19 protein-coding genes are annotated in these 15,493 nt (G+C 61.7%); 8 read left to right on the top strand and 11 right to left on the bottom strand.

Annotated elements, in window-relative coordinates; genetic code table 11:
• Positions 1 to 15 precede the first annotated feature (15 nt).
• Positions 16 to 111 carry a pyrroloquinoline quinone precursor peptide PqqA gene (pqqA, locus tag J5Y06_RS00395; protein ID WP_209333147.1) on the bottom strand — a complete coding sequence of 32 codons (96 nt, stop codon included), beginning with the start codon at positions 109 to 111 and terminating at the stop codon, positions 16 to 18.
• Positions 112 to 336: 225 nt separating this feature from the next.
• The gene (locus tag J5Y06_RS00390) at positions 337 to 1,176 is read right to left on the bottom strand and encodes a manganese catalase family protein (protein WP_209333146.1); all 840 of its coding nucleotides are present in this window, start codon (positions 1,174 to 1,176) and stop codon (positions 337 to 339) included.
• A gap of 219 nt (positions 1,177 to 1,395) precedes the next feature.
• Here J5Y06_RS00390 and J5Y06_RS00385 point away from each other — a divergent pair, with 219 nt between their 5' ends.
• A complete protein-coding gene (locus tag J5Y06_RS00385; RefSeq protein WP_209333145.1) occupies positions 1,396 to 1,737 on the top strand; it encodes an SWIB/MDM2 domain-containing protein in 342 nt (113 codons plus the stop codon).
• Positions 1,738 to 1,846: 109 nt separating this feature from the next.
• Here J5Y06_RS00385 and J5Y06_RS00380 read toward each other — a convergent pair whose 3' ends face one another.
• From J5Y06_RS00380 to J5Y06_RS00365, 4 genes are read right to left on the bottom strand one after another with little or no spacing between them, the layout of a single operon-like run.
• Entirely contained in the window at positions 1,847 to 2,467 is a 621-nt protein-coding gene (locus J5Y06_RS00380) for a cytochrome c oxidase assembly protein (RefSeq protein WP_209333144.1), read from the bottom strand.
• Positions 2,464 to 2,787 carry a hypothetical protein gene (locus tag J5Y06_RS00375; RefSeq protein ID WP_209333143.1) on the bottom strand — a complete coding sequence of 108 codons (324 nt, stop codon included), beginning with the start codon at positions 2,785 to 2,787 and terminating at the stop codon, positions 2,464 to 2,466. The genes J5Y06_RS00380 and J5Y06_RS00375 overlap by 4 nt, the downstream gene beginning before the upstream one ends.
• Complete coding sequence (gene ctaD / locus J5Y06_RS00370; RefSeq protein ID WP_209333142.1) at positions 2,784 to 5,267, bottom strand: cytochrome c oxidase subunit I; 2,484 nt, start codon at positions 5,265 to 5,267, stop codon at positions 2,784 to 2,786. The genes J5Y06_RS00375 and ctaD overlap by 4 nt, the downstream gene beginning before the upstream one ends.
• Positions 5,264 to 5,920, bottom strand: coding sequence for a cytochrome c oxidase subunit II (locus J5Y06_RS00365; RefSeq protein ID WP_245247485.1), 657 nt, complete (start codon positions 5,918 to 5,920; stop codon positions 5,264 to 5,266). The genes ctaD and J5Y06_RS00365 overlap by 4 nt, the downstream gene beginning before the upstream one ends.
• Positions 5,921 to 5,947: 27 nt before the next feature.
• Between J5Y06_RS00365 and J5Y06_RS00360 the strand changes: the two genes are divergently transcribed.
• Positions 5,948 to 6,463 carry a DUF2231 domain-containing protein gene (locus J5Y06_RS00360; RefSeq protein ID WP_209333141.1) on the top strand — a complete coding sequence of 172 codons (516 nt, stop codon included), beginning with the start codon at positions 5,948 to 5,950 and terminating at the stop codon, positions 6,461 to 6,463.
• Here the strand turns inward: J5Y06_RS00360 and J5Y06_RS00355 are convergent.
• Positions 6,433 to 6,945, bottom strand: a complete 513-nt coding sequence (locus tag J5Y06_RS00355) for a CopD family protein (RefSeq protein WP_209333140.1) — start codon at positions 6,943 to 6,945, stop codon at positions 6,433 to 6,435. The two genes, J5Y06_RS00360 and J5Y06_RS00355, sit on opposite strands and share 31 nt — an antisense overlap.
• 490 nt (positions 6,946 to 7,435) lie before the next feature.
• Between J5Y06_RS00355 and J5Y06_RS00350 the strand changes: the two genes are divergently transcribed.
• Positions 7,436 to 7,708, top strand: coding sequence for a hypothetical protein (locus tag J5Y06_RS00350; protein ID WP_209333139.1), 273 nt, complete (start codon positions 7,436 to 7,438; stop codon positions 7,706 to 7,708).
• A 29-nt stretch (positions 7,709 to 7,737) separates the two neighbouring features.
• On the opposite strand, the gene J5Y06_RS00345 is transcribed toward J5Y06_RS00350, so the two are convergent.
• Positions 7,738 to 7,926, bottom strand: a complete 189-nt coding sequence (locus tag J5Y06_RS00345) for a DUF3008 family protein (protein WP_209333138.1) — start codon at positions 7,924 to 7,926, stop codon at positions 7,738 to 7,740.
• 146 nt (positions 7,927 to 8,072) lie between these two features.
• Between J5Y06_RS00345 and J5Y06_RS00340 the strand changes: the two genes are divergently transcribed.
• Both J5Y06_RS00340 and J5Y06_RS00335 read left to right on the top strand, forming a co-directional pair.
• Positions 8,073 to 8,426 carry a DUF2200 domain-containing protein gene (locus J5Y06_RS00340; protein ID WP_209333137.1) on the top strand — a complete coding sequence of 118 codons (354 nt, stop codon included), beginning with the start codon at positions 8,073 to 8,075 and terminating at the stop codon, positions 8,424 to 8,426.
• Positions 8,427 to 8,527: 101 nt separating this feature from the next.
• Positions 8,528 to 9,553, top strand: a complete 1,026-nt coding sequence (locus tag J5Y06_RS00335) for an NADP-dependent oxidoreductase (RefSeq protein WP_209333136.1) — start codon at positions 8,528 to 8,530, stop codon at positions 9,551 to 9,553.
• Between the two features lie 48 nt (positions 9,554 to 9,601).
• On the opposite strand, the gene J5Y06_RS00330 is transcribed toward J5Y06_RS00335, so the two are convergent.
• From J5Y06_RS00330 to J5Y06_RS00320, 3 genes are all read right to left on the bottom strand, one after another.
• Positions 9,602 to 11,560, bottom strand: coding sequence for an oxidoreductase (locus J5Y06_RS00330; protein WP_342453348.1), 1,959 nt, complete (start codon positions 11,558 to 11,560; stop codon positions 9,602 to 9,604).
• Positions 11,561 to 11,614: 54 nt separating this feature from the next.
• Entirely contained in the window at positions 11,615 to 12,115 is a 501-nt protein-coding gene (locus J5Y06_RS00325; RefSeq protein ID WP_209333135.1) for an SH3 domain-containing protein, read from the bottom strand.
• A 97-nt stretch (positions 12,116 to 12,212) separates the two neighbouring features.
• Positions 12,213 to 12,596, bottom strand: coding sequence for a VOC family protein (locus J5Y06_RS00320; protein ID WP_209333134.1), 384 nt, complete (start codon positions 12,594 to 12,596; stop codon positions 12,213 to 12,215).
• Between the two features lie 186 nt (positions 12,597 to 12,782).
• On the opposite strand from J5Y06_RS00320, the gene J5Y06_RS00315 reads away from it, so the two are divergent.
• The 3 genes from J5Y06_RS00315 to J5Y06_RS00305 all read left to right on the top strand — a co-directional run bounded on the left by J5Y06_RS00315 (position 12,783) and on the right by J5Y06_RS00305 (position 15,468).
• Positions 12,783 to 13,409, top strand: coding sequence for a TetR/AcrR family transcriptional regulator (locus J5Y06_RS00315; RefSeq protein ID WP_209333133.1), 627 nt, complete (start codon positions 12,783 to 12,785; stop codon positions 13,407 to 13,409).
• 95 nt (positions 13,410 to 13,504) lie between these two features.
• A complete protein-coding gene (locus tag J5Y06_RS00310) occupies positions 13,505 to 14,623 on the top strand; it encodes an ABC transporter ATP-binding protein (protein ID WP_209333132.1) in 1,119 nt (372 codons plus the stop codon).
• Positions 14,620 to 15,468 carry a metallophosphoesterase gene (locus J5Y06_RS00305; protein ID WP_209333131.1) on the top strand — a complete coding sequence of 283 codons (849 nt, stop codon included), beginning with the start codon at positions 14,620 to 14,622 and terminating at the stop codon, positions 15,466 to 15,468. Before J5Y06_RS00310 ends, J5Y06_RS00305 begins: the two co-directional genes overlap by 4 nt.
• Positions 15,469 to 15,493: the final 25 nt, after the last annotated feature.

Genomic DNA, 15,493 nt, shown 5'->3' with positions numbered 1-15,493 from the left:
TCGTGCGCAGTGTCTTTAGAACAGGACGGGCTCTGGACCGTCAGCCGGTGCGTAGCGATTAATTTCCATGCCGCAGCTGACTTCCACGAACTTCGGTGCGTTCCATTTCATGGCTGTTCTCCTTTGATCGTTGAAGCGACGTGCTTCGTGCCAAGAAAGTATGACCAGGGGCCGTGGCTTCAACCCATGGCCGTCCCGATCTTGGATGAAGCACTATCACAACATCGCGAAAGCGCCCCCGGGAACCAACAAGCCGGTGCCGATCAGCATCCGGTGCAGCCCCAGGGTGTTTGTGGGCCCCGTGTCCGGAAACCGGCCGGGACCCACTTCGGGTGCTTAAAGCACGCCCTTCTTCATCTGCTCGCTTTGAGCGCCGCTGTCAGGCCGCGGTGGGCTGAGCTTCGGCTCCTGGCCCATTGGCTGACCCGGCATGAGGCGGAAGTCTGCCTTGCCATCCAGGGACTTGCCTTCGCTCCAACGACCTTCCGCCGGCGCAAGACCTTCCACGAAGGTGTTGATGAAGGTGTAGCTCATGTCCTGGTATTCCTTCTCTTGCGGGAAGGAGTTGGGGATTGGCAGGGATGCGCTGAGACCACCCATATCTTCGATGGCCGCCAGCCACTGCTGCTGGTGCATCGTGTCACGGGCGATCAGAAACGACAGCATCTCCTTCATGCCAGGATCATCCGTCATGTTGTAAAGCCGGACGGCCAGCACGCGGCCGCTCGATTCCGCGGTGACATTGGCCATCATGTCAGCAGCCATGTTGCCGCTGGCGTAGACATGCGAGGCGTTGAACGGAACGCCGTTGCAGTTTTCCGGCAGGGCGGCCAATCCGGTAGACAGGATGTGGCGCATGTTCATGCCGTTGAGCACCGAACCGCCGATCGCGTCGTTCGAAACATCTTCCTGCACGGAAAGCGGCGCGTTTTCGAGGTTGAGCGCGACGGCCGTTGCAAGCATTTCGATGTGACCGAGCTCTTCCGTTGCCGTGCTGAGCAGCATGTCGCGGTATTTCGCAGGGCCGCGTGCACCCCAGGCCTGAAAGAAATACTGCAGGCAAACACGGATCTCGCCTTCGACGCCGCCGATGGCTTGCTGGAGGGCGCGCGCAAAAACAGGATTTGGCTTCTCCACACGAACGGGGAACTGCAGCTTCTTGTCTGTGTAGTACATAATGGGTCCTTTCGGATTGGGGGGACCCACCAGAACAACAACGGACAGAGCGTGTTCCAAGAAAGTTGAGTGACAATGGGAAGGTTTCGCACAGTGCTGGCGAAAAGGCTGCTTCAGCGCTTGTTCCCGAGCCCAAGGCGGCGCAACCTATAAGGACGCTCGTCCGTTATGACGCCGAGATGTACCAACAGCAGATCCTTAGGCAGGAGAGTGGGAACCATGGCAAGAACGAAAGAACAGCGCGGTGAACAGGAAACCGCAGCGGCAGAAAAGAAGGTCAAGGCCACAGGCAAACCCGTCGGCGGCGCCCGCGGTGGGATCACGGCGCCCGTGACGCCTTCGCCTGAGCTGGCCGACATCATCGGCAAGGACGATCTTCCCCGCAGCGAGGCGGTGAAGAAGATCTGGGACTACATCAAGAAGAACAATCTCCAGGACGAAAAGGACAAGCGTCAGATCAATGCTGACGACAAACTCCAAAAGATTTTCGGCAAGAAGTCGGCCAGCATGTTCGAAATGAACAAGCACCTCAGCAACCATCTGAGCGCCAAGAAAGACTGATCCGCACCAGAGCCGCCTTCGACCGGGCTCAACCTCGAAGGCGGCTGAACACAGATCGCAGCAAAAGCGAGCGGGCTGTGGACGCTTGAGCCTTGTCCGTGCCTTGGTTTCAAAGCCGCGGATCGTTATCCTTGAAGAAGCTCAGCGCCAGCCATCCTCCGGCGCCGACGTAAGGCAGCGTGCCGGCAGATGCCATCAGCGCGCCGCCGAAGCGTTGATCGTCCAGCGGGCTGAAGCCGAAAGCACCCAGGCAGAACTGCGGCGAGTACAAGAGCATGGGCGCCGTCACCAGGAGGATGCCCAGCATTGTCATGTGCATGGAGGTGAACAGCATCGCCACCGTGCCGATGCCGCGTGAGGTTGCGTCCCTTCCCACCAGGCACACGAGCCAGACTGCCATGCCTGCAAGCAGAAAGCTTAGCTGCTGAAGCACGAACATGGGTGTCGACCGGGCGGCCCATTCGTGCATCAGCGGCGCGTGCCATCCCCAAACTGCCGCCAGTTCGAAAAGCGTCACGCCAACTGCGGCAAGCAGCGGACGGCTCGGTGCCTTCGTTTCGGGCCAAATCCGCAACAACCCCACAGCGATCAGCGGAGCCGCCACCACGGTGACGCCCAGGTGCAGGATCATGTGCGGTGAAAAGGCTCGTCGCGCCATCTCTGGGAGGGGGCCGAGCCAAAGCGCGGCAAGCAGAAACATGCCTGCAAGAAAGGGCCCGGCGCGCTTCATCCGCAGGTGGACGTCACCGCGACGGGAAACAGCGTCCAGATCGTGGCGACAAGTCCCGTCCATCCCGTGGCACGGCTGATCCAGCGCACGAAGGCTCCTTCCGGGCTGAAGCGGCCGGCATGGAGCGCCGCAAGCAGGGTGGCCTGCAAGGCGATGGCTGCGAGCCATGCCGCACCGAGCAGGGCTCTCGCTGCTGAGATGCCGGCAAAGGTGGTTGTGTCGAGGTCCAGTTCACAAGAAAGCCCTTGCAACCCGTAGATCCCGCTGAAGAGGGCTAACCAGAGAAGCGGCGAAACAAGGATGCTGAGCACGCTTGTCATGCCACCAATCCCGGCAGGTTGATGGCCACGAGGATCAGCGTGGTGATCGCCGCAAGATAAAGAGCCCAAAGGTTGACAATGGCTGGCTCGGCACGCCGGGCCGCGGACAGGAAGCCAGCGCGCATCCGGGCGAAAAGGAAGCTCACCATCAGCAACACCACAATGGCATGGAACAGGCCGTAGCTCCCCATCACGAGCATGGTCGCACCGTAAGCATGCTCGGTCGGGTTCGGCATGCGCAAAATGGTGAAAACGAAGGTGGCTGCGACACCGAGCGCCCCGGCAAGCGCCAACAGGAGTCCGAAGGTCGGGGATGCTCCTCGGCGATTGCTGCGGATGGCCGCGAATGTGCCGATCGCAGCGAGCACTCCGGATCCGACGCCGATCGCCACCGCCAGGAGCGACGGTTCGATAAAGACCGGCGGCGGCCATCCCGGCGCAACAGTCCAAAGAAACGCGAAGCCGAAAAGAAGGGAGCCGAAGAACGTCGCGTTGGCGACAAGCAGAAACAGCGAGCCCCACCAGCCCGGCGAGCGATCCACTTCCGCCGCGTTGGACAGCTGGAGGCCGCGGCCAACCGGCTGCGGGCCGAGATCCTCTTTCTGTCCGAGCACCCAGACCCAGCGCCACGCCACGGCTGCCATTCCAACCAAGGCAATCGGCGCGAACCAGTAGAGCTTCACGAGCATCGACAGAAAGAACAGCCCGGTCACGGCCGAAAAGAAGATCGGCAGGCGTGTGTTGGTGGGGTAGATCAGGTGGAAGTCGGGCGCCCCAGTGGCAATCTCAACCGTCATCGACTCGCGGCGGTCGCCGACAGGGTCCCCAAGATAGCCTTCTCCGCGCGCGATCTGAACAGGAAGCAAGCGTTCGTGCCACAGCGGGTCGCGATCCTTCACCTGCGGAAGGCTTGCGAAAGTGTAGGCCGGGGGAGGCATCATCATCGCCCATTCCAGCGACCCCGAGTTCCAGAAGTTCCGCTTTGTCCGGTGGCGGGTAACCACCTGCAGCGCCACTTCTACCAGCACCAGCGCAAGACCGAACGCAAGGATGAAGCCGCCAACCGAGGAAATCAGGTTGATCGTGGTCCAGCCGTCTTCTGGCGCATAGGTCGAGATGCGTCGCCGTTGACCAAGGAGGCCAACCCAATGCATCGCCAGGAAGGTCACGTGGAAACCAACGAAGATCAGCGCGAAGGCGATCTCACCGAGGCGGAAGAACCGTTTGCGACCAGTCATCAGCGGCAGCCAGTAGTAGATGCCGGCCAGAATGGGAAACACAAAGCCGCCGAAAAGCACGTAATGGAGGTGGGCGGTCACAAAGGCGGTGTCGTGGACCTGCCAATCGAACGGCACCACGGCAACCATGACGCCGGTCAGCCCGCCGATCACAAAGGTCAGAAAGAAGCCGAGGATATGCAGCATCGGAAGTTTGAGCTGCGGCTTGCCTTTCCAGATGGTGCCGATCCAGGCAAAGACCTGGATGCCGGTGGGCACGGCCACCAGGGTTGAAGCCGCCGAAAAGAATGCCAGTCCCATATGCGGAATTCCGGTGGTGAACATATGGTGCACCCACAGACCGAAACTCAGGAAGGCGAGCCCCACGGCCGCAGCCACCACCCAGCGATAACCGAGCAGCGTGGTTGACGACATCACCGGCAAGATGGTCGAAATAACGCCGGCGGCAGGAAGAAAGATAATGTAGACTTCCGGGTGTCCGAACAGCCAGAAAAGATGCTGCCAAAGCAGGCTGTCGCCGCCGAGATCGACCTGAAAGAACGGAAAGCCGAAGGCCCGCTCCAGTTCAAGAAGGACGGATCCCAGGATCAGCGGCGGGAACCCCGTCAGGATCATCAGCGAGGTCACAAGCGCGTACCACGCAAAGATCGGCATCTTGGACAGCGACATTCCCGGCGCGCGATATTTCAGGATTGAGACCGTAAATTCCACCGCAGCGCAAATGGCTGAAATCTCGACAAAGGTGATGCCGATCAGCCAGAAATCGGTGTTGATCCCCGGCGAGTAAAGCTTGCTGGTCAGCGGCGGATACATGAACCAGCCGCCGTCGGGGGCGATGCCAGCCAGCATGGAAAACACGAGCATGCCGCCGCCAAAGAAGTAGCACCAGTAACCATAGGCGGTCAGGCGCGGATAGGCGAGGTCACGCGTTCCCAGCATCTTCGGAAGAAGGTAGATCGCCAGCCCCTCGAAAGTGGGAATGGCGAACAGGAACATCATGATGGTCCCGTGCATCGTGAACAGCTGGTTGTAGATCTCCGGCCCCACGAAGGCGGAATGCGGTGTTGCCAGCTGGGCGCGGATCAGCATCGCAAGAACGCCAGCCACGACGAAGTAGAAAAACGACGTAACGAGGAACATGCGCCCGACGTCGTTGTGGTTGACGGTGGAAAACCAGCCTTTCCAGCCTGGCTCGGATGACCAGATCCGCGTCAGCCTGCGATGGCGTGCAAGAGTGTTCATCGGCCGCTTTCCAGGAAGTTCTGCCAGCCCGCCGCGTCATGCGCGATGACCGTGAAGCCGTGGTGATCGTACCCGACGCCGCTGTATTCGGCGCTCCGACCTTCGTAGGTGCCGGGCTGGCTGGCCTCTATGCGCAACACGTTGACGTGACCGGGGATGGCGTCGAGCTTGCCGGCCAGGCGCGGCACCCAGAAGCTGTGGATCACGTCACTGGTGGTGATCGCCACATCAACGGGACGCCCGGCCGGGATGTGCAGCACGTTAAGTGTTCGGACGGCCGGCAGATCTCCGTAGCCGAAGATCCATTCCCAACGCCGGCCCTCGGCCTGAACCTGCACGAGGTCGGGTCCGTCCCGGGGCAGGAGGCGCTCGCCCACCCACAAGCCATAGCCGAGGAGAGCCAGGAGGACGGTGGAAGGGAACAGGAGACCAAGACCGATGATCCAGGACCGTTCCTGACGTTTCTCATCGCCTGCAGCTTCCTTTGATCGGAAGCCCAGCGCGAGCAACACGGTCACCAGCACGAAAATAGCGGTTGCGCCGGCCAGCATCACCCACCAAAGGGTGGCAATCGTGTTGGCAGCGGGACCGGCGGGCTCCACGATGGACAAGGGTCCGGCGCAACCCGAAAGCGCGCCAACCGTTGCGCACAACAGGACACTTGCGGGGAAGCGACCACGATGGCCAAGCCGAACATTGAAGGTTCCGACGAACAGCTGATCGACCCGGTTGCGGAACAACCCGGCTACAACGAAACGGAATCGCACATCGCGATCCTTGGCCACCCGATTCACGCCATGAGCGTCGCCTTCCCGATCGCGCTCACCTTCTGCGCTTTCGGCGCGGATATTCTTTACTGGTGGACGGGCGACGGTTTCTGGGCCCGCGCCGCTCTTTGGTCGTCCGGCACCGCCTTCTTGTTCGGCATGTTGGCAGGCTTTTCCGGAACCGCTGAACTGCTGTTCGTTTCGGGCATCCGCGCTAGGGCGCCAGCCTGGACCCACTTCATCATCGCCGTGACGCTTCTTGCCTTGCTCGGCGCCAACTGGGGCTACCGGCTTTACGGGTATGAGGCCGCGGTTCTGCCATACGGCATCCTGATGTCGGCCCTTTCGGTGGCGGTTGTAAGCTTCACAGGCTGGCATGGCGGCAAGCTCGTATTCGATTACAGGCTTGGAACTTCGAAGGGCAACTGACCGCCCCTCGGTTCCAGAAGCCAATCAGGAAATTCGATCCAGCCGAAATCCGGCTTGCTCAACACGAGAAGCAAAATGGGCAGGGCACAAAGAAGGATGCCCGTCAAAGGCAGATAAGGGTTCGGGGGCCGATGCTCGCCCGGCTCCTCTGCAATGCGAACGATGCTGTGCCCGATCCAGACATGGATCACAACAAGCAGTGCCACGAAGAACAGCTTGGCGAACAGCCAGGGAACGAAGACTTCACGCAGGAAGATCAGCCAGGTGCCGGCGATCACGGCGATAACGGCCGCAGGCGTGACCACCATTGTGTATGTAAGATGGGTGCCACTGCGGATGATGCGGTAATCTTCCGGTGAAACGGCGGGATCATGATGCCGCAGCATCAAGGGAAGGGCGATCAGTCCGGCGCACCAGATGGATAGGCCTGCGATATGCAGAGCCTTAAACAACGGGACGGCGGAGATCAGCCACTCTACCATTGTGCGGGAACCCGCCGCATCGCCTTCATGTATCGCCCCCCGAAAACCTTCGCCTTGCTCGATGTGGTGCGCTCCGCCGCTTCGCCAACCCTCGCAGAACACGGAACACCCTTCCACCCGTGCGGCGGATTGTCAGAAGGGACCAAAGCATAAATGTACGCCGCTCCGCTTGAAGATGCCTAAGCTGCAGAGCATCGAAGCGCCAGTCTTATAGCGGATCAACTTCCGCTTATCACACTCAGCCGTTTCGGCGCGGAGGAGACACCTCAGTGGTCCCCGCAGCACAACCAATTAAAGGGATTTTAGCAGCGGCTCTCCAAGTTGCGCTTCAAAACGCCGGATGTATTAACCGTCGACCGTAAAATCCCTCATGAAGTATTCGTGGGACAAGCCTTATTGAAGAAAACGAAACCGGTCTCGTGCGACCTGTCGATCCGTAAACCAGTAAACAGGATCAACTCGTAAAGGCATCGATATGCAAAGCACAGGGATGGCTGGTGGCCGAGACTTGCCCGTACAGTTCACGATGAGCCGCAACATTGCTCGCCCGGCTGCGGTGATTGCAGAAGATCTCGTTGCAAACGTCATCAGTATCGACCGCTTGCTGAACGACGCGGAACTGACTGCTTGCATCGAGAGCGCCGTCATGGGCGCACCCGAAAAGGGAACGCAGGACATCATCGATCGCCTGATGTCAGCGCGGCAAGCGTCCGCCTCGATGGCCGCAAGTCTTGGCCGCAGGGTTCGCCCTCGCACCGCCTGAGCCGTCGCCAGCAGGCGCAGTCCCCAGCATCAGGTGTCTGAGGCGTGCTCGGGCTTCCCTTTGCGTTTCGTGGACGCCATGTCGTGCAGCTCCTTTTCGCTCATGGACTTCTCCATGCTCTTGGAAGCGCCTTTCAGCTCGCTCTTCTTGATGTCGCCACGCTTTGCGGCGAGCGCCGCGCCCGCTGCTTTCTGCTGTGCTTTCGATTTCGCCGGCATTCGGACGCTCCTGGCCAGTTCCGCATATTTCGAACAATTCTGCAGCCGATTTGTTCGATCGCCAATCGCAGCGTTGCCGAGGATCGTGATCGATTCCATGCTGAAGCATCGACCAACGTCGGTGATGAATCACAGGGGCGGCGAGCATGGCAAAGCACCGAATCTACACAACCAGTTTCACCAGCGTGTATCCGCATTATGTCGCCAAGGCGGAGCGGAAGGGGCGCTCCAAGGCTGAGGTTGATCAAATCATTGCCTGGCTGACCGGCTATGACGACGCTGCCTTGGACGCGCTGCTCGCCACGAAAATCGACATCGAAACATTCTTCGCGCAAGCGCCGGCGCCGAACCCTTCAAGGAACCTGGTCCAGGGCGTGGTGTGTGGAGTTCGCGTCGAGAACATCCAAGAGCCGACCATGCGGGAAATTCGCATCCTCGATAAATTGATCGACGAGTTGGCGCGCGGAAAAGCGATGAACAAGATCCTGCGAACAGGGTGAGCGGCGGCAAGATCCAACTGCTTTCTTGACGGTTCCACGTCTCGCTTGCCACAAGCTTAGGCAGGCTTTGGTGCTCAATGTCGAGGGGCGGGGAAACGAACATGAAAAATCGTCAATGGCTGCTGGCTGCACATCCGCAAGGCCCCGCAACACACGACACCTGGCGGTTGGCCGAAGGCCAGGTCGGGGAACCAGGTCCAGGCCAGATCCTGGTGAAAACGCACTGGCTTTCCCTTGACCCTTATATGCGGGGGCGCATCAATCCGGGCGCGAATTACACAGCCGGCGTCAGATTGGGACAGGTGATGCAGGGTGGCGGCGTCGGGGAAGTGATCGCCTCCAACCACCCGGGCTGGAAGGTCGGCGACATCGCGGAGGCGATGACGCTTGGCTGGCAGGAATATGCGGTACTGACGCCTGACCTTCCGGGCGTTGCCCGCGTCAACCGGGTCGATCCAAAACTTGCCGAACCCCAAGCCTATCTGTCGTGGCTCGGAATGCCGGGCATCACCGCGTATATCGGCATGCTGGAAATTGGGCGGCCGAAACCGGGTGACACCGTGGTCGTTTCCGCGGCCTCCGGCGCGGTTGGGCAGATCGTTGGCCAGATCGCGAAGATGAGTGGTGCAAGAGCAGTGGCGATCGCGAGCACGGACGAGAAGCTGGACTACTGCCGCTCGATCGGTTTCGACGCCACGATCAACTACCGGACCACGCAGGACCTGCGCGCTGCCATCGCCGAAGCATGCCCCAGGGGCGTCGACGTGTTCTTCGACAACACGGGCGGTCCGATCCACGACGCTGTCATGATGAACCTCGCGACCTTTGCCCGGGTCGTGATCTGCGGACGCATTGCGGTGGTGGACAAGCCTGCGGACGAAGACATCGGCTTGCGGTCAAGCGCTCGCCTGATCGTCACGCGCTCCACGGTGCAAGGTCTTGTGGTTTTTGATTGGTGGCATCGGCGGGAGGAAGCCATCGGACGCTTGGCTTCCTGGAACCGCGACGGCCGGCTCACCTTCAAGGAAGACGTTTTGCACGGCTTCGAGCGTGTGCCGGAAGCCTTTGTGCGCATGATGGCCGGCCAGAACTTCGGCAAGCAGTTGGTGAAGCTCGTGGAGGCCTGAGGAGGCTGCAAGGCCGCAGGCTGCGGTCGGACCGTTGCTTCCCCGGAGTTAAAGCAGGCGCCCGATCTTGAGGCCTTCGAGCACGGCTTCTTCCGCCGTGCGCGGCGTCAGGGCATCGCCGATCACGTGGATCTCGCCCGCGAACCCCTCCAGTTCGTCTTCCAGCGATGCCACCCGATCATGCCCCTGCGAAAGAACAAGCGTGTCGATGTCCTCGAAGATCATCGGCTCGCCCGACGCCGTGTGTTCCATGTAGATCGTCGAGCCATCGCTCCCGTAGAGCCGGGCATAGGGCACGATGTGGACGCCGAGGCGATGGAGGTTCGCCACGGAAACATCGCGAACATAGCCGTGGATGGTTTCGCCGGCGAACAGCGCTTCCACGCACAAGGTGACGGTGCAGCCATCACGGGCGAGCTTTTCGGCAAGCCCGAGCCCAATCCAGTCGGCCCGCCAATCGGCGATCAGCACCCTTGTTCCGACATTTGCCTGTCCGGCAAGCACCTGCCACGCATCCACGACATGCGTGTCGTCGCCGCCTTCAAACGCCGGCCGGTGCGGCGTGCCGCCGGTGGCGATCACCACAGCCTCTGCCCCCTCGCGTTCCACGAGCGCAAGCGTCACCGGAGAGTTGCGCACCACCTGAACGCCGGCGAGCTCCATCTCGCGCGAAAGGTTGGTGATGATGCCGCCGAACTCAGCGCGCCCGGGCAGGAGCTGCGCCAGCTTCGCCTGGCCCCCCAGTTGTGGTTGCGCTTCGTGCAACGACACGCGGTGGCCGCGCGCAGCCAGAACGGCCGCAGCCTTCATGCCGGCCGGACCGCCGCCCGCGACAAGGATGCGCTTCTGGTGCTCGGCCGGTGTCTTGATCCCGAGCGTCAGTTCCCGACCCGTTTCGGGGTGCTGGATGCACGAAATGGGATAGCCCTTGTGGAAATGGCCGATGCAGGCCTGGTTGCAGGCAATGCAGGCGCGGATGTCGTCCACGCGGCCGGCTTCTGCCTTGGCGGGCATTTCCGGATCGCAGATCATGGCGCGTGTCATGCCGCACATGTCGGCCTGGCCGGAAGCAAGGACCTGTTCGGCCGTTTGCGGCTGGTTGATGCGGCCTGCAACGAAAACGGGCTTGCTGACACCCTGCTTCACGGACGCCGCAAAGGGTGCCACATAGCCGTTGGGGAGGTACATGGGCGGCGCGATGTGCACCGCGCCCTTGAGCGAGGCGGAAGTCCCTGCCGCGACACTGAAGTAATCGACGACGCCGTCCCCGTCGAGCAACCGGCAGGAAGCCAGGATGTCGCTGCTTTCCACCCCTTGGCTGTCGTGTTCTTCGCCAGTGATCCGCAGGCCGATCGCAAAAGATGGCAACGTCTTCGCGCGGATGTCGGCGGCAATCTCGCGCAGGAAGCGCAGCCGGTTCTCAAGGCTACCGCCATAGGCGTCATCTCGGCGGTTGATGTGAGGATTGAGGAACTGTGCGGGCAGGTAGCCATGGCTTGCCACGATCTCGCAGCCGTCGAAGCCCGCCTGCATCAGCCTTGCCGCCGCATCGCCGTAGCCCGAAACGATCTCGCGGATCATCCGGTGCGACAAAGGCACCGGCATGACGTGGAAGCGCGAGTTCGGCACGGGAGACGGGGCATAAGCAACCGGAGCGGTGCCGTCCTGCGTTTCCATGATCTCACGTCCGGGGTGAAACAGCTGGCCGCAGATCTTGGCGCCGTGCCGGTGCACTGCATCGGCCAGGGCCCGGTAACCGGGGATGGCATCGTCGGATGTCGCCATCAGGACGTGGGATGTGTAGCGTGCGGTTTCGTGGACGCCTGATACCTGGGCCACGATCAGGCCTGCCCCGCCCCTGGCGCGTGCTTCCTGGTAGGCGATCAGCCGTTCCGTGACATGGCCGTCATGCGCCATGACGGTGTCGTGGCCAGTGGAAAGGATCCGGTTCTTGACGTGCATGCCGCCGATCTGGATCGGCGAGAAGAGATGGGGGAATGAGGTCACGGCAAACCGGATGTTGCAAGAAGCGAGGGCGCAGCTTGTGGACAGGCAGCGAGCTTACTGGCCGCTCAAATAGGCTCGGTTCACCCAACCCTCGTAGCCATCCACGCGTACCTTCTGCCATCCGCCCCGGGCGTAAGGAAGAAACGAAATGCCGCACTGGTTGGGCGCCAGGTCGGTCAGGATTCGCGAGGTCGCGGATGGCCAGGCACGCATATTGAGCCGATCTTGCGCATGAACTGCGTGCACGCAGTAGCGTGCCGGCGAAACCATAGAAAGGTAGCGCCGGTGCGCCCAGCCCTTCGAATGGCCGTCTTCCACCGGGCACCAGTTTCCGGTGCAAGGGCCCGCAACGACGATGCCGCATTGACCATGTCGTTTCGCGGCAACAATGCCGGTTGCGGCCGAGGGGCCTTTCCGCAGGTTCAGGCGATCGCTGGGGTCAACGTTGACCACGCAGTGCTCTTCGCCCGGAACCACGAGATCGGCCAGAGCCGGACCGACCCAGCCGCAAAGCGCAGCGCCAAGAACGGCAATCCATCGCAACGATCTGATCACCGGAAATCCTCCTCCCTCGAAGCGGTCATGACCTCAAGAAAGGATGCACCCGCTGCGCCTCGGCCACAAGGGTGCAAGATGCATCTCCGGATCGGGATCAGGCCGGCATCAGCGCCCTTGCGCAAAGCTTGTTGCCGGTGGGATCGCGCAGATAGGCCAGGTAAAGCTTGCGGGTGCCGACTTCCCGAACGCCGGGCGGGTTTTCGATGGACTGGCCGCCATTGGCAACGCCCGCCGAATGCCAGGCGTCGACCTCTTCCGGCGATGCGCAGGCGAAGCCGATGGTCCAGCCATTGCCGCAGCTTGCAGCCTTGCCGTCGATCGGCTGGGTGACGAGGAAGCGGCTGCCGTCCTTTGAGTAGACCAGGCGACCCTTGGGATCCATTTCGCCGGCGTTTCCGCCCGATGCGGTGAAGATCGCATCATAGAACGCCTTTGACTTCTGAAGGTCGTCCGATCCGACAACAACGTGGCTGAACATGTTTTCTCCCCTTGAACAATGATCATCGCAGTTAGCCTTTTTCCGCGGCTCTGCAAAGCGTCCGGCGCGCGATGGAGTTCGGCATGACCGCTGCCACGCGGCGCGACAGCCATGCAGTCGGTGGTCTTTCAAGAATGGCTGCGCTAACAAGCGGCGGGATGGATCTGATCCCCAGCGCAGCCGGTCATGATACCCACCGCAACAAAGCTGATTGAAGCCTGCGAAAAGCTGCTCTGCGAGGTCAGCAGCCTCGAGGAACTGACGGCGCGTCGGATTGCGGAACTCGCAGGTACGGCGCCTTCGGCGATCAGCTACCACTTCGGATCACAGGAACAGCTTGTGATCGCAACAGCCGAACGCGTCTACAAGCAATTGAACGCCGAACGCCTGTCACTCCTGAATGCCGCGGTGCAACGGGCTCATCCGGCGCCGCCGGCCTTGAGTGAAATGGTAGGGGCGCTGGTCGGGCCATCTGTGCGCTGGAGCCTCGACCCGGCATCCAAATACAAGGTCCTTTCCCATTTCACGTCGATGGCGCAGCGCAGCCGCGACCAGGAGCTTTACCGGCCGCTGGTGGAGGGCATCGAACACCATCGCGTCTTCAGCGCCCATTTCCGAGCGCATGCGCCCTGGCTGAGCGAAGCCGAAGTCGGGTGGCGCATCAGCTGCGCGCTCGGTATCCGGTCGCAGGTGACGCGAAATCGCCTGCGCAACGAGGTGCTGACCCAGTCCACGATCGACTTTTCGGATCCTGAGGAGGTCATCGCGCGCATCGTGGAAGTGGTCGTCCCAATGTTCCGCGCGCCTGCCTGACTGGTTCTTGTCGAACACTGTTCGACAACCGTCATTCAAACGATATGCCCCGGGTCTATCGACGGGCCAACGCCGCATGAAAACGGGGCCGAGGCATGGCATCGATAAACATCCGCTCCGTCAGCAAGACCTATGGCAAGACGCTTGCTGTGAACGGCATCGACCTCCACGTCGAGGATGGCGCCTTTGTCGTGATTCTGGGGCCGTCCGGCTGCGGCAAGTCCACGCTGCTGCGCATGATTGCCGGGCTGGAAGACATCACGAGCGGCGAGATTGCCGTGGACGAGAAGGTGGTGAACGACCTGCAGCCCGCCAAGCGCGGTTGCGCCATGGTGTTTCAGAACTACGCGCTTTACCCGCACATGACCGTGGCGCAAAACATCGGCTATGCGCTGAAGGTATCGGGCATCGCGCGGCGCGACCGGGATGAACGGGTTGCGCGCATCGCGTCCACGCTTGGGCTGACCCACCTGCTCGACCGCAAGCCTTCGCAACTGTCGGGCGGGCAACGCCAGCGCGTCGCCATGGGCCGGGCGATGGTGCGCTCGCCGGGCATCTTCCTGTTCGACGAACCCTTGTCGAACCTTGATGCACAGTTGCGCATCCAGATGCGCTTGGAAATCAAGCGACTCCATCGCGAACTGCGGACAACCAGCGTTTTCGTCACGCACGATCAGGTCGAGGCGATGACCCTCGCCGACAAGCTTGTGGTGATGAACGGCGGGCGCATCGAACAGGCGGGAAGCCCGTCGGAAGTGTTTCGCAAGCCGCAAAGCCGTTTCGTCGCCAACTTTCTCGGCTCGCCTCCCATGAACTTCCTGCCGGCCACCATCGACGGCAGCGGGCGCGCCGTGATCGGCGGCAACCTCGTTCCATGGCCGCAGCTCGTTTTCGATCTTCCGCGGGGCACACGGATCGAACTCGCCTTCCGCCCCGGTTCGGCCGTTGTGGCGCCGCTGGACGGTGCCTCGGCTGCGCTCCCGTTTGCGCTCGAGCTCACTGAGGATCTCGGCACCGAGCATCACCTGCATGGCAAGGTTGCCGGGACGGCGGTCGCGATCACGCTGCCCGCAGGCAAGAACATCCCGGCCACGCCGTTCGCCATCGCCATCGCCAGCGAAGACATGCACGCCTTCCAGGTGGAGGGTGGCCAGCGGGTTGCTCCAAGCAGAGCCACGCCTGAAACGATCATGAAACACGGAGCCGCCGCATGACGCCCGACGTCACATTCGTTCACCTCACGGACCTGCATGTCGGCGACCCCGCAACGGACGACCACCTGTTCAGCAACACGCAATCGCCCCTGCAGGAAGTCCTGGCGCTGGTTGCAACCATCGAGCCGCGGCCAAGCTTCATCGTGGCCAGTGGAGACCTGTCCAATCGCGGCGATGCCGAAAGCTATGGGATTCTGAAGCGGCTGATGGAGGGCGCCAGCCTTCCGGTTGTTTATGCCCTTGGCAACCACGACACCCGAGAGGGCTTCTACGCCGGCATGGGGATCGCAGCGTCCGCACCGGATGCGCCTTATGATCATGACGAGGTTCTCGACGGCGTTCATGTGATCACGCTGGACTCCAGCGAACCCGGCTTCATTGGTGGAACGATCGAGCCCAAGCAATTCGAATGGCTGGCCCGGACGCTCGACACCCATCCCGACCTGCCGAAGCTGATTGTCTCGCACCATCCACCGGCGCTTGGCGAAGCGCCGGACGCAGCGCACTGGCGTCATATCGCCTTTGAACAGTCTGAACGACTGGCCGACCTCTTGAAGGGGCGCAACGTCCTGGGGATCCTGAGCGGGCACATCCACCACGACAGGGTTTCCGTTTGGAACGGCATTCCCGTGATCGTTGGCATGGGCCAGCATGCCGCCACAGACATTCTGCGCACGGACGTGCTTCGCATGGTGCGCGGCTCCTCCTTCGCCATTGGAACGATCCGCAAGAGCGGCCTTTCCGTCGCCTTCGTTCCGCTGCCGACCGACCGCGCGGAGCTCAATGTTTACCCGCTGCAGATGCTGATCGAGCGGGCCGCCGCCGTTCCCGTCGCCGCTGAATAACTTCCTCTCCCGAAAGGTTTACGCC

It is taken from the genome of Tianweitania sediminis, assembly GCF_017813335.1.
GTDB classification, from domain to species: domain Bacteria; phylum Pseudomonadota; class Alphaproteobacteria; order Rhizobiales; family Rhizobiaceae; genus Tianweitania; species Tianweitania sediminis.
Note: the sequence above shows the minus strand (reverse complement) of the source record. Positions and strands in the feature narration are given on the sequence as shown.

Excerpts from the sequence above, each read along its gene's own strand:
- pqqA (WP_209333147.1), bottom strand. The coding sequence starts at position 111 with ATGAAATGGAACGCACCGAAGTTCGTGGAAGTCAGCTGCGGCATGGAA.
- J5Y06_RS00390 (WP_209333146.1), bottom strand. The coding sequence starts at position 1,176 with ATGTACTACACAGACAAGAAGCTGCAGTTCCCCGTTCGTGTGGAGAAG.
- J5Y06_RS00385 (WP_209333145.1), top strand. The coding sequence starts at position 1,396 with ATGGCAAGAACGAAAGAACAGCGCGGTGAACAGGAAACCGCAGCGGCA.
- J5Y06_RS00380 (WP_209333144.1), bottom strand. The coding sequence starts at position 2,467 with ATGAAGCGCGCCGGGCCCTTTCTTGCAGGCATGTTTCTGCTTGCCGCG.
- J5Y06_RS00375 (WP_209333143.1), bottom strand. The coding sequence starts at position 2,787 with ATGACAAGCGTGCTCAGCATCCTTGTTTCGCCGCTTCTCTGGTTAGCC.
- ctaD (WP_209333142.1), bottom strand. The coding sequence starts at position 5,267 with ATGAACACTCTTGCACGCCATCGCAGGCTGACGCGGATCTGGTCATCC.
- J5Y06_RS00360 (WP_209333141.1), top strand. The coding sequence starts at position 5,948 with ATGGCCAAGCCGAACATTGAAGGTTCCGACGAACAGCTGATCGACCCG.
- J5Y06_RS00355 (WP_209333140.1), bottom strand. The coding sequence starts at position 6,945 with ATGGTAGAGTGGCTGATCTCCGCCGTCCCGTTGTTTAAGGCTCTGCAT.
- J5Y06_RS00350 (WP_209333139.1), top strand. The coding sequence starts at position 7,436 with ATGGCTGGTGGCCGAGACTTGCCCGTACAGTTCACGATGAGCCGCAAC.
- J5Y06_RS00345 (WP_209333138.1), bottom strand. The coding sequence starts at position 7,926 with ATGCCGGCGAAATCGAAAGCACAGCAGAAAGCAGCGGGCGCGGCGCTC.
- J5Y06_RS00340 (WP_209333137.1), top strand. The coding sequence starts at position 8,073 with ATGGCAAAGCACCGAATCTACACAACCAGTTTCACCAGCGTGTATCCG.
- J5Y06_RS00335 (WP_209333136.1), top strand. The coding sequence starts at position 8,528 with ATGAAAAATCGTCAATGGCTGCTGGCTGCACATCCGCAAGGCCCCGCA.
- J5Y06_RS00320 (WP_209333134.1), bottom strand. The coding sequence starts at position 12,596 with ATGTTCAGCCACGTTGTTGTCGGATCGGACGACCTTCAGAAGTCAAAG.
- J5Y06_RS00315 (WP_209333133.1), top strand. The coding sequence starts at position 12,783 with ATGATACCCACCGCAACAAAGCTGATTGAAGCCTGCGAAAAGCTGCTC.
- J5Y06_RS00310 (WP_209333132.1), top strand. The coding sequence starts at position 13,505 with ATGGCATCGATAAACATCCGCTCCGTCAGCAAGACCTATGGCAAGACG.
- J5Y06_RS00305 (WP_209333131.1), top strand. The coding sequence starts at position 14,620 with ATGACGCCCGACGTCACATTCGTTCACCTCACGGACCTGCATGTCGGC.